Raw genomic sequence first — 12,043 nt, forward strand, 5'->3', positions numbered from 1 at the left:
ATTCGCGGGGCAAACCCGCTCCCACAGGTACTGCACTGTCCTGTGGGGGCGGGCTTGCCCCGCGAATGCTTTAACGCCGAACCAGCAACACCCCACTCTCCATGTGGTGGGTATAGGGGAACTGGTCAAACAGCGCACAGCGCTCGATGCGGTGGGTGTCCTGCAACTGGGCGATGTTCGCCGCCAGGGTTTCCGGGTTGCACGAGATGTACAGAATCCGCTCGAAACGCCGGGTCAGCTCGCAGGTGTCCGGGTCCATCCCTGCCCGCGGCGGGTCGACGAACACCGTACCGAACGTGTAGCTCTTCAGGTCGATGCCTTCCAGGCGACGGAACGGCCGCACCTCATTCAGCGCCTGGGTCAGCTCTTCTGCCGACAAACGCACCAGTCGCACGTTATCCACAGCGTTCTCTTCGAGGTTGCTGAGCGCAGCATTGACCGAGGTCTTGCTGATTTCGGTCGCCAGTACCTGACGCACGCGGGTGGCCAGTGGCAGGGTGAAGTTGCCGTTGCCGCAGTACAGTTCCAGCAAATCGTCCTGGCGCTCGCCAATGGCCTCGTAGGCCCAGCTCAGCATTTTCTGGTTCACCGCGCCGTTGGGCTGGGTGAACGCACCTTCCGGCTGGCGATAGCTGAACACACGGCCGGCCACGTCGAGTTTTTCCACCGCGTAGTCGCGGCCGATCACCAGGCGCTTGCCCTTGGAGCGGCCAATCACGCTCACACCCAGCGCTTCGGCCAGTTGCCGCGCTTGCGCTTCCCAGGCCTCGTCCAGCGGGCGGTGGTAACACATCGTGATCATCGCATCGCCGGCCAGGGTGGTGAGGAACTCCACCTGGAACAGGCGATTGCCCAGTTCCTCACTGGCTTGCCAGGCCGCCTTCAGGCGCGGCATCAGTGCATTGATGCGCTCGCTGGCAATGGGGAAATCGTCGATCAGAATCGCCTTGTGCTTGTCGCCCGGGGCGAACATGGCGTAGTGGCGCTGGCCGTCCTCGCGCCACAGGCGGAACTCGGCGCGCAGGCGGTAGTGCTCGCGCGGCGAGTCGAAAACTGCGGGTTCCGGCGCACCGAAGGGCGCCAGCAGCTCGCGTAGCCGGGCCACCTTGGCGTCCAGCTGGGTGGCGTAGGAGGAGGGGTCGAAAGCAGCACTCATGCGTTGAACCAGCCCAGCTTGATGACGAACAGGATGGAAAGGATCACCAAGGCCGGGTTCAGGTCGCGGTGGCGGCCGGAGATCAGCTTGACGGCGGTCCAGGAGATGAAGCCGAAGGCGATACCGTTGGCGATCGAGTAGGTCAGCGGCATGGCCAGGGCGGTCACTACCACCGGCGCGGCTTCGGTGACGTCGTCCCAGTTTATTTCTGCCAGGCCCGAGGCCATCAGCACCGCGACGAACAGCAGCGCCGGTGCGGTGGCGAACGCCGGCACGCTACCGGCCAGCGGAGCGAAGAACAACGCCAGCAGGAACAGCACGGCAACCACGATGGCGGTCAGGCCGGTGCGGCCACCGGCGCTCACGCCCGCAGCGGACTCGATATAGCTGGTGGTGGTCGAGGTCCCCAGCAGGGAACCGGCCATGGCGGCGGTGCTGTCGGCGATCAGGGCGCGGCCCATCTTCGGCATGTGGCCGTCCTTGCCCATCAGGCCGGCGCGCTTGGCCACGGCGATCAGGGTGCCGGAGTTGTCGAACAGGTCAACGAACAGGAATGCGAAGATCACGCTGATCAGGCCCACGTCGAGGGCACCGGCGATGTCCAGCTGCAGGAAGGTGGGTGCCAGCGAAGGGGGCATCGACACGACCCCGCCGAACGGCGTCACACCCATTGCGATCGACGCGACGGTGACGGCCAGGATGCCGATCAACACCGCGCCGCGCACCTTCAGCGACTCAAGGCCGACGATCAGGAAGAAGCCCAGCGTGGCGAGAATCACCGAGGGCTGCTTGAGGTCGCCCATGCCCACCAAGGTGGCTGGGTTATCGACGACGATGCCCGCGTTATGCAAGGCGATCAGCGCCAGGAACAAACCAATACCAGCAGCGATGGCCGAGCGCAGCGGCAGCGGGATGCTGTTAACGATCCACTCGCGGATGCGGAAGATCGACAGCAGGAAGAACATCACCGCCGACAGGAACACCGCGCCCAGCGCGACTTGCCAGGTGTGGCCCATGTGCAGCACCACGGTGTAGGTGAAGAACGCGTTCAGGCCCATGCCCGGCGCCAGGGCGATTGGGTAGTTGGCAATCAGGCCCATGGTGGTGGAGCCGATGGCCGCTGCCAGGCAGGTGGCGACGAAGATCGCGCCCTTGTCCATGCCGGTCTCGCCGAGGATGCTCGGGTTGACGAACAGGATGTAGGCCATCGCCAGGAAGGTGGTGACGCCCGCGAGAATCTCGGTGCGCACGTTGGTGTTGTGTGCTTTTAGTTGAAACAGCCTTTCCAGCATGCCCGCTCCCCAAGGCGCCCCCGGCGCCATGAATGTATCGACCCCATCAGCAAAGCACAGACCGTACCGGTTGCCGTGGTTTTGTGTGGGGAGGAAAAAAGCCGCGCATCATACCAGCATGCTTGGCGGGGGCCTATGGCCGTTGGGGAATGGGTTTCCATAGCCGGTACCGGCCCTGTGGGAGCGGGCTCGTCCCGCGAAGAGGCCGGCACAGGCAACTGATCAACCGTTATGCAACCGGTCCCGCTTGGCCAGTGTCGGGAACATTTTAATCCACACCCCGGTCACCACCAGCGTGCCCACCCCGCCCATCACCACTGCCGGCACTGTGCCAAACCAGTGCGCCGTCACCCCGGATTCGAACTCGCCGAGCTGGTTCGAGGCACCAATGAACAACCCGTTCACCGCGCTTACCCGGCCACGCATTTCATCTGGTGTCTCCAGCTGCACGAACGAACTGCGAATGACCATGCTGATCATGTCCGCCGCGCCTAGCACCACCAGCACCGCCAGCGAGAACCAGAACGAGGTCGACAGGCCGAAGGCGATGGTGGCCACGCCGAACACGCCGACAGCGGTAAACATGGTCCGCCCGACGTTGCGCTCGAACGGGAAGCGTGCCAGCCACAGCGACATGCACAACGCCCCCACCGCCGGTGCCGAGCGCAGCAGGCCCAGGCCCAGGGGGCCGGTCAACAGGATGTCCTTGGCGAACACCGGCAGCAGCGCGGTGGCCCCACCCAGCAATACAGCGAACAGGTCCAGCGAAATGGCGCCGAGAATATCGGGCCGGCTGCGGATGAAGCGGATGCCGGCCAGCAGTGATTCGATGCTGGCGCGACCGCGCTGCACGACCTGGCCGCGTGCCTGCAGGCTCAGGGTGAGCACGCAGGCGATGGCGTACAGGGCCACGGTGGGGCCATACACCCAGAGGCTGCCAAAGGCATACAGGAAGCCGCCCACCGCCGGCGCCACGATGGTTGCCGACTGGGTCGCCGACGCCGACGCTGCTACTGCCCGAGGGAACAGGCCGGGCGGCACCACGTTGGGTAACAGCGCCTGGGTTGCCGGCATTTCGAACGAGCGCGTGGCGCCGAGCAGGAAGGCGAGGGCGAAGATCAACTCGCGGGTGACGTTGTCGGTGGCGCTGCCTACGGCCAGTGCCAGGGCAATCAGCCCCTGCAGGCTCTGGCACAGGGCAGCGACCTTGCGCCGGTCATAGCGGTCAGCCACATGCCCGGTGTGCAGCATGAACAGCACACGCGGGGCGAACTCGACCAGGCCGACCAGCCCCAGGTCCAGCACATTGCCGGTCAACTGGTAGAGGTGCCAACCAATGGCCACGGTGAGCATCTGAAAGCCGCTGGCGGTGAATACACGGGCCAGCCAGAAGGCCAGGAAGGGACGGTGGTGACGCAACAACTGCGGTGCGGAATCGGACATCGGAAACCAAGGGCCTCGGCGCAGTAGAGGGGGTGCGCAGCGTATCACCTGTTTGTAACAAGTGGTTACTGTTTGCCCGGATCGGCACTTTTTCACGCTGTATGAAAGAGGGTGGGGCAACGGGTCACGCGACAAACAACCACACGGCTCGCCGGCCTATTCGGGACTATGCTTCTAGGCATTCGTTGATCTGGGTCAACCGTTGCTTTTGCAACAACCGACGAACGAATTGGCCTGCGGGCCGGAATCCCCACGATCGAACAGAACAATTCCAACGCGCCGCACTCGACTACCGTGGGGGCAGTGGGCGACGGGGCCACAAGCCCGGACGCCGGATTATCTGAAGAGGAAGCACCATGTTCGGAATAGAGGCCTTAGAGCTCGCCCGAATGCAGTTTGCCTTTACCGTGTCGTTCCACATCCTGTTCCCGGCCATCACCATTGGCCTGGCCAGCTACCTGGCAGTCCTCGAAGGGCTATGGCTGCGCACCCACCAGCAGGTCTACCGCGACCTCTATCACTTCTGGTCGAAGATCTTCGCCGTCAACTTCGGCATGGGCGTCGTCTCTGGCCTGGTCATGGCCTACCAGTTCGGCACCAACTGGAGCCGTTTCTCCGAGTTTGCCGGCGCCGTGACCGGACCGCTGCTGACCTATGAAGTACTGACCGCCTTCTTCCTCGAGGCGGGTTTCCTTGGCGTCATGCTGTTTGGCTGGAACCGTGTGGGCCGCGGCCTGCATTTTTTCTCCACGTGCATGGTGGCGCTCGGCACGCTGGTCTCCACGTTCTGGATCCTCGCTTCCAACAGCTGGATGCAAACCCCCCAAGGCCACGAGATCATCGATGGCCGGGTGGTGCCGGTGGACTGGTTTGCAGTGGTGTTCAACCCATCGTTCCCCTACCGACTGATGCACATGGCCACGGCCGCGTTCGTTTCCACAGCCTTTTTCGTCGGCGCCTCGGCGGCCTGGCACCTGCTGCGTGGGCGTGACAACCCGGCTGTGCGCAAAATGCTGTCGATGGCCATGTGGATGGCGTTGATCGTGGCTCCGGTCCAGGCGGTGATCGGCGACTTCCACGGCCTTAATACGCTCAAGCATCAGCCGGTGAAAATCGCGGCGATCGAAGGGCATTGGGAGAATGTACCTGGCGAGCCGACCCCGTTGATCCTGTTCGGTATCCCCGACATGAAGGCCGAGACCACGCGCTTCAAGGTCGAGATCCCGGCGCTCGGCAGCCTGATCCTGACCCACAGCCTGGACAAGCAGGTGCCGGCGATGAAGGAGTTTCCACCCGAGGACCGGCCCAACTCCACCATCGTCTTCTGGTCGTTCCGGATCATGGTCGGGCTCGGCTTCCTGATGATCTTCGTTGGCCTGTGGAGCCTGTGGCTACGCAAGCGCGGCACGCTCTATACCTCCCGCCCGTTCCTGTATATGGCGCTATGGATGGGGCCCTCCGGGCTGATCGCATTGCTCGCCGGCTGGTTCACCACCGAGATCGGCCGCCAACCGTGGGTGGTGTATGGCCTGATGCGTACGGCGGACGGTGTGTCGAATCACAGCTACGCCCAGCTTGGTTTCACGTTGGTGGCCTTTGTGGTGGTGTATTTCGCCCTGTTCGGCACCGGGCTTGGCTACATGATGCGCCTGGTGCGCAAGGGCCCGCAGACTGGAGAAGGCGACGCGCCTACACCGGGCGGACCTGGCCAGAAGCGCACGCCCGCGCGGCCGCTGTCTGCCGCCGATGATGGCCATGAGGCCAAGACTGCCAGCCTGAGCAAGGAGGACTGAGCCATGGGTATCGACCTTCCGCTGATCTGGGCCGTAATCATCATCTTCGGCGTCATGATGTACGTGGTGATGGACGGTTTCGACCTGGGGATCGGCATGCTTTTCCCCTTCGTCAAGGGCGAGCAGGACCGTGATGTGATGATGAACACCGTCGCCCCGGTATGGGACGGCAACGAAACCTGGCTGGTCCTGGGCGGTGCCGGGCTGTTCGGGGCGTTCCCGATGGCCTATGCAGTGATACTCGAAGCATTGTACCTGCCACTGATCCTGATGCTGATTGGCTTGATCTTCCGCGGTGTTGCCTTCGAGTTCCGCTTCAAGGCCACGTCCGACAAGCGGCATATCTGGGACAAGGCGTTCATCTGGGGCTCACTGGTCGCTACCTTCTTCCAGGGCGTGGCCCTGGGCGCCTTCCTCGAAGGCTTCAAAGTGGTCGACCGGCATTTCGCCGGGGGTACCCTCGACTGGCTCACCCCGTTCAGCCTGTTCTGTGGCGTGGGGCTGATCGTTGCCTACACCCTGTTAGGGTGCACCTGGCTGATCATGAAGACCGAAGGGTCGCTGCAACAGAAGATGCACGATCTTGCACGGCCGCTGGCGCTGGTATTGCTGGTAGTGATCGGTATCGTCAGCCTGTGGACACCCATCGCTTATCCACAGATCGCCGACCGCTGGTTCAGCATGCCTAACCTGATCTGGTTCATGCCGGTGCCGCTGCTGGTACTGGTGACGTTCTACGGGCTGCTCAAGGCGGTGGCGCGCAATGCGCACTACACGCCGTTCCTGCTCACCCTGGTGCTGATCTTCCTCGGCTACAGCGGGCTGGGTATCAGCCTGTGGCCGAACATCATCCCGCCGTCGATTTCGATCTGGGATGCTGCAGCGCCACCGCAAAGCCAGGGCTTCATGCTGGTGGGCACGCTGTTTATCCTGCCGTTCATCCTCATGTACACCTTCTGGAGCTACTACGTGTTCCGCGGCAAGGTGACCCATGAAGACGGCTATCACTAGGAGGGCCGCATGATGACCGGCAAACATGGCCTGGAAGAGAAGAAACCGCTGTGGCAGCGACTGGGTTGGCTGGTGCTGATCTGGGCAATGAGCGTTGCGGCCCTGGGGGTGGCAGCGTGGGTGATGCGGCTTTTCATGGGAGCAGCAGGATTGACCACCCATTGAGAACAACGGGGACATCTGTGGGAGCGGGCTTGCCCCGCGAACACCGGCAAAGCCGGTGCCATGCACCGCGCGGCCCCCTTCGCGGGACAAGCCCACGCCCACAATGACCGGTGTTCTCTGCGTGACAGCGCAGCCCAAGGGCTGGGCAACCTCCCACAGGATGCCCGCAGGGGCTTACTTGCGGGCTTTCAGGATGACGAACTTGGGCGTCGCCGCCACCTGCTCCACCCCTCGGAACAACCGCGCCAGCTTGCTGTGATAGCCCAGGTGGCGGTTACCCACGATATACAACGCCCCACCCACCACCAGCGCTTCGCGCGCCTGCTGGAACATGCGCCAGGCAAGGAAATCGCCCACCACCTGCTGCTGGTGGAACGGCGGGTTGCACAGCACTACATCGAGCGACTGCTTCTCCACCCCTGCCAACCCATCGGCTGCAATGAAAGTCGCCGGGCGCTCGCCCAACGCGGCTTGCCAGTTTTCCTGCGCCGATTGCACCGCCATGTACGATTCGTCGACTAGCGTGTACTGGGCATCGGGGTTGGTCAGTGCGCTGGCAATTGCCAGCACGCCATTGCCGCAGCCAAGGTCCGCCACCCGTGCGTTGCCCAAGTCGCGTGGGAGGTGTGGCAGGAATGCCCGGGTGCCGATATCCAGGCCTTCACGGCAGAACACGTTGGCGTGGTTGACCAGCTCCAGCGCAGGCGCGTCGAGGCGGTAGCGGCTCGGGTAGGGCGAGCTTGCGGCCGGCCGTTCGGCCAGCGTCGCGGTCAGCAGGCGAGCCTTTTTCTGCGCCAGCGAGGCTTGCACCGGGCCGATGTACTTTTCCATCAGGTCGCCGGCTGCGTGTGGCAAGTGCTTGATCATCGCCCCGGCAATCACCTGCGCGCCTGGCGCCAGGTGGCCCTGCAGGCGGATCAGTTGTTCTTCAAGCAGGGCCAGTGTCTTGGGCACGCGCACCAGCACCCGGTCGAACGTGCCATTCCAGTGTTCGCTGGCCGGTACGAAGGGCACGCTGTCGAACGGCAAACCGTTGCGCGCCAGGTTCTTTTCCAGGGCAAGGTGCGCCAGGTGAGAATCGCCGCTGCTGACCACCTGCAGCCGGCCCGCCAGGCTGGCGGCCAGGGCACCGAAGCTGTCATTGAGCAGCAGTACCCGGCAGTTGGCGTCGGGTGCCTGTGCGTGCAACTGCGCAAGCAGGTACTCGTCGGCGGCGTCGAACGCCTGCAGCGGGTCGTTGGCCTGTTCCGGCTGGCGGATCAGGTCGAGTTCGGCGTAGGGGGTGGTCAACAGGGGCATGGCGTCTGGCTCGGGTATGAAACTGCCCGTTGCGGTTCGCCCCGGGCTTTGCCGGGCAATTCTACAGGGCTTTGCCCAAGGTCGCAGGTCTGAAGGTCAGATCCAGCCACGCAGGGCAGCGATGGCGATGGCGCCGGCCTTGTTGGCGGCGTTGGTCTTGGTGATCACGCTGCGGATATGGAAGTTCACGGTGCTCTGCGACAGTGACAGGATGCAAGCCACGTCGGCTGCGGTCTTGCCAGCGGCCGACCATTTCAGTACTTCCAGTTCACGCTCGCTCATTTTAGGTTGCGGTGGGCACAGTGCGCTCAGGTGGTGTTCGCCGAGTACGGCATGCAGGGTATGGCACAGCCACTGTACGCTGCCGGCCTTGTCGTACAGCTCCACGATGTCGATTGATTGGGCTGGTCTGGCCACGCTGATCTGGCTTTCATTGTGCTGCAGGTCGTGCAGTGATTGCGTCCAGCCATGACGCAAGCCGTACTGGCAGGCCGCTTCGCGAAACTGCGGGGCCTCACGATACAGTTCGTCGGTCCACAGCACCGGCATGGTCGAACTGTGGCTGACGCTGGCGGCCGGGTCCTGCTTGTAGAACTCATCGCGCTGGTAGCGCTCGATCCACTCCGCCGGGTAGTTGCTGTAGAGGTACACCCTGGGTGTCTGCGTGGCGATCTGGATGCGCATGTTCAGCCCGAGGTACTCCATGTCCAGGTCTTGCGCCAGATGTACCGCGATGTCGAACAGCTTCCGTGGGCTGCGTTCGTTGACGAACGCTTGAAGGTGTTCGGGATTCCAGTGAAGCATCAGAAATTCCTCGGGTGCGTCGGATCCAATCCATTTGGGTACCCGGCTTATTGTAGGAAAAGACCTACCATGGCGTTGGGAATTTTTTGTTATAGCGCTTAGGGGTTTCTGCAAATTCGGCACGATCCGGTTGTGTGAGGCCCTACAAAGCAGTGGTTTTTATCCGCGCCACTTTGCGCGACACTGTGCGCACGTCAACCCTGGAGCCCGATATGACCGCTAGCGCCGAAAAGTTCACCCGCCAGACCCTGCTCGATGTTCAGCCGCTCACGCCGAACCTCTTCAGCCTGCGGGTTACGCGCGATGCGGGGTTCCGCTTCCGTTCCGGACAGTTCGCCCGCCTTGGTGTGACCAAGGCCGATGGCAGCGTGGTGTGGCGCGCCTACTCAATGGTCAGCGCACCCCATGACGAGCACCTCGACTTCTTCTCCATCGTGGTGCCAGGGGGGGAGTTCACCAGTGAGCTGAGCCGGCTGGGGGCGGGTGATACCTTGCTGATCGACCGCCAGGCCTTCGGTTTCCTTACCCTTGACCGCTTCGTGGGCGGGCGCGACCTGTGGCTGCTGGCGACCGGCACCGGTATTGCGCCATTCATGTCGATCCTGCAGGACTTCGAAGCCTGGGAGCGTTTTGACAGCATCAAGCTGGTGTATTCGGTGCGTGAAGCGAAAGAGCTGGCCTACGTGGATGAAATCGCAGGGCTGGAGCAGCGCGACTATCTGGCTGAGTATGCCGGCAAGCTGCAGTTCATTCCGGTGGTGACCCGTGAGCAGCACCCCGGGGCTTTGAATCAGCGGATTACCACGCTGATCGAGAATGGCGAGCTGGAGCAGGCGGCGGGGTTGGAGCTGTCGCCCGAGCATTCGCGGGTGATGCTGTGCGGTAACCCGGAGATGATCGATGAAACTCGCAAGGTGCTGAAGGCGCGTGACTTGCAGCTGAGCCTGAGCAAGCGGCCGGGGCAGGTGGCGGTCGAAAACTATTGGTAATGCTATTGGGGCCGCAAAGCGGCCCCAGCAACCTCAAGGCAACCGATTCTGGTTCTGCGTCTTGAGCAAATCGCGAATTTCGGTCAGCAGCGTCTCTTCAGCAGAAGGCACCGGCGGCGCAGTCGGTGCCACGGCTTCTTCGCGCTTGAGCCTGTTGATCGCCTTCACCCCCATGAAGATGGCAAAGGCAACGATCAGGAAGTCGATCACGGTCTGGATGAACTTGCCATAGGCCAGCACCACTGCCGGAATGTCACCGTCGGCAGCCTTCAGGGTAATGGCCAGGTCGCTGAAGTCCACCCCCCCGATCAACAGGCCCAGTGGCGGCATGACCACGTCGCCGACGAAGGACGAGACGATCTTGCCGAAGGCCGCGCCGATGATGATACCGACCGCCATGTCGACGACATTGCCTTTGACCGCGAAGGCCTTGAACTCACTGATCATGCCCATGTTTGGTTCCTTGTAACAAAAGGTAAGGTTAACGCAGTGTAAGCCACTAAAACGCTTCATGCGTTGTGTTCAGGGCTACTGACTGCGCTTAGAACGAATAGTTTTGTCGCATCCCGAAGCGTTCGAGACACGTCCTGCTCGGCTATGATGGCGGTTTTTTCCAGGAGACCCCACCCATGGCCAAGGCCAAGCGCTTGTATGGCTGCACCGAGTGCGGCGCGACCTTCCCCAAATGGGCCGGCCAGTGTGGCGAATGCGGAGCCTGGAACACGCTGGTCGAAACCATGATCGAAAGCGGTGGTGCGGCTGCGCCCAGCAGCGGCCGCGCCGGCTGGACCGGCCAGCAAGCGCAGATCAAGACCCTGGCCGAAGTCAGCGTTGAGGAAATCCCGCGCTTCACCACCAGCAGCACCGAACTGGACCGCGTGTTGGGCGGTGGCCTGGTGGATGGCTCGGTGGTGCTGATTGGTGGCGACCCAGGCATCGGCAAATCGACCATCCTGCTGCAGACCTTGTGCAACATTGCCTCGGGCATGCCGGCGCTGTACGTCACGGGTGAAGAGTCGCAGCAGCAAGTGGCCATGCGCTCGCGGCGCCTGGGCTTGCCCCAGGACAAGCTCAAGGTCATGACCGAAACCTGTATTGAAACCATTATCGCCACCGCGCGGGTCGAGAAGCCTCGGGTAATGGTGATCGACTCGATCCAGACTATTTTCACCGAGCAGTTGCAGTCGGCTCCTGGTGGGGTAGCCCAGGTGCGCGAGAGCACGGCGCTACTGGTGCGTTACGCCAAGCAGAGCGGCACGGCGATCTTCCTGGTCGGCCACGTGACCAAGGAAGGCTCGCTGGCCGGCCCACGGGTACTGGAGCACATGGTCGATACCGTGCTGTATTTCGAAGGTGAGTCCGACGGCCGCCTGCGCTTGTTGCGAGCGGTGAAAAACCGCTTTGGTGCGGTCAACGAACTGGGCGTGTTCGGCATGACCGACCGGGGCCTGAAAGAGGTGTCCAACCCGTCGGCGATCTTCCTTAACCGTACCCAGGAAGAAGTACCGGGCAGTGTGGTGATGGCGACTTGGGAAGGCACCCGGCCAATGCTGGTCGAGGTACAGGCGCTGGTCGACGACAGCCACTTGGCCAACCCGCGCCGGGTAACCCTGGGCCTGGACCAGAACCGCCTGGCCATGTTGCTGGCGGTGCTGCACCGCCACGGCGGTATTCCCACCCACGATCAGGACGTGTTCTTAAATGTGGTAGGCGGGGTCAAGGTGCTGGAAACGGCGTCGGACCTGGCGCTTCTGGCGGCAGTGATGTCCAGCTTGCGTAACCGGCCACTGGCCCATGGGCTGCTGGTGTTTGGCGAGATCGGCCTGTCGGGCGAGGTGCGGCCGGTGCCTAGCGGGCAGGAGCGGTTGAAGGAAGCGGCCAAGCATGGCTTCAAGCGGGCGATCGTGCCCAAGGGCAATGCGCCGAAAGAGGCGCCGGCGGGGCTGCAGGTAATTGCCGTCACCCGCCTGGAACAGGCCCTGGATGCATTGTTCGAGTAATCCGTAGTCAGGCCCGGCCCTATCGCCGGCAAGCCAGCTCCCACAGGACAACAGTTTCCAGGTCCTGTGCAGTACCTGTGGGAGCTGGCTT

General features: G+C 62.9%; 11 protein-coding genes. 5 read left to right on the forward strand and 6 right to left on the reverse strand.

Features of this window, described 5'->3' with window-relative positions:
- Nucleotides 1–70: 70 nt before the first annotated feature.
- The 3 genes from trmA to J3A71_RS04735 form a co-directional block, all read right to left on the reverse strand.
- Nucleotides 71–1,156 carry a tRNA (uridine(54)-C5)-methyltransferase TrmA gene (gene trmA, locus J3A71_RS04725; RefSeq protein ID WP_016489109.1) on the reverse strand — a complete coding sequence of 362 codons (1,086 nt, stop codon included), beginning with the start codon at nt 1,154–1,156 and terminating at the stop codon, nt 71–73.
- Nucleotides 1,153–2,448 (reverse strand): NCS2 family permease, encoded by a 1,296-nt coding sequence (locus tag J3A71_RS04730; RefSeq protein ID WP_016489108.1) that lies wholly within the window; start codon nt 2,446–2,448, stop codon nt 1,153–1,155. Before J3A71_RS04730 ends, trmA begins: the two co-directional genes overlap by 4 nt.
- A gap of 222 nt (nt 2,449–2,670) precedes the next feature.
- A complete protein-coding gene (locus tag J3A71_RS04735) occupies nt 2,671–3,891 on the reverse strand; it encodes an MFS transporter (protein WP_016489107.1) in 1,221 nt (406 codons plus the stop codon).
- A 356-nt stretch (nt 3,892–4,247) separates the two neighbouring features.
- Between J3A71_RS04735 and J3A71_RS04740 the strand changes: the two genes are divergently transcribed.
- The 3 genes from J3A71_RS04740 to J3A71_RS04750 are packed head-to-tail and all read left to right on the forward strand — an operon-like array spanning nt 4,248 to nt 6,860.
- Nucleotides 4,248–5,684 (forward strand): cytochrome ubiquinol oxidase subunit I, encoded by a 1,437-nt coding sequence (locus J3A71_RS04740; RefSeq protein WP_016489106.1) that lies wholly within the window; start codon nt 4,248–4,250, stop codon nt 5,682–5,684.
- A gap of 3 nt (nt 5,685–5,687) precedes the next feature.
- Nucleotides 5,688–6,695 (forward strand): cytochrome d ubiquinol oxidase subunit II, encoded by a 1,008-nt coding sequence (gene cydB, locus J3A71_RS04745; protein WP_016489105.1) that lies wholly within the window; start codon nt 5,688–5,690, stop codon nt 6,693–6,695.
- A gap of 9 nt (nt 6,696–6,704) precedes the next feature.
- The gene (locus J3A71_RS04750) at nt 6,705–6,860 is read left to right on the forward strand and encodes a DUF2474 domain-containing protein (RefSeq protein ID WP_016489104.1); all 156 of its coding nucleotides are present in this window, start codon (nt 6,705–6,707) and stop codon (nt 6,858–6,860) included.
- A gap of 174 nt (nt 6,861–7,034) precedes the next feature.
- Here the strand turns inward: J3A71_RS04750 and J3A71_RS04755 are convergent, their stop codons facing one another.
- Nucleotides 7,035–8,159 (reverse strand): methyltransferase, encoded by a 1,125-nt coding sequence (locus tag J3A71_RS04755; protein WP_016489103.1) that lies wholly within the window; start codon nt 8,157–8,159, stop codon nt 7,035–7,037.
- Between the two features lie 96 nt (nt 8,160–8,255).
- Nucleotides 8,256–8,963, reverse strand: a complete 708-nt coding sequence (locus tag J3A71_RS04760; RefSeq protein ID WP_060517403.1) for an autoinducer binding domain-containing protein — start codon at nt 8,961–8,963, stop codon at nt 8,256–8,258.
- Between the two features lie 212 nt (nt 8,964–9,175).
- Here J3A71_RS04760 and J3A71_RS04765 point away from each other — a divergent pair, with 212 nt between their 5' ends.
- Complete coding sequence (locus J3A71_RS04765) at nt 9,176–9,952, forward strand: ferredoxin--NADP reductase (protein WP_024718028.1); 777 nt, start codon at nt 9,176–9,178, stop codon at nt 9,950–9,952.
- A gap of 33 nt (nt 9,953–9,985) precedes the next feature.
- Here the strand turns inward: J3A71_RS04765 and mscL are convergent, their stop codons facing one another.
- The gene (mscL, locus tag J3A71_RS04770) at nt 9,986–10,405 is read right to left on the reverse strand and encodes a large-conductance mechanosensitive channel protein MscL (RefSeq protein WP_016489100.1); all 420 of its coding nucleotides are present in this window, start codon (nt 10,403–10,405) and stop codon (nt 9,986–9,988) included.
- 176 nt (nt 10,406–10,581) lie between these two features.
- Here mscL and radA point away from each other — a divergent pair, with 176 nt between their 5' ends.
- Nucleotides 10,582–11,952: a DNA repair protein RadA gene (radA, locus tag J3A71_RS04775; RefSeq protein WP_016489099.1), complete on the forward strand. Its 1,371-nt coding sequence runs from the start codon at nt 10,582–10,584 to the stop codon at nt 11,950–11,952.
- The last annotated feature ends 91 nt before the right edge of the window (nt 11,953–12,043 follow it).

Origin of the sequence: Pseudomonas sp. PvP089 (assembly GCF_017875165.1) — a bacterium.
GTDB classification, from domain to species: Bacteria; Pseudomonadota; Gammaproteobacteria; order Pseudomonadales; family Pseudomonadaceae; genus Aquipseudomonas; species Aquipseudomonas fortuita.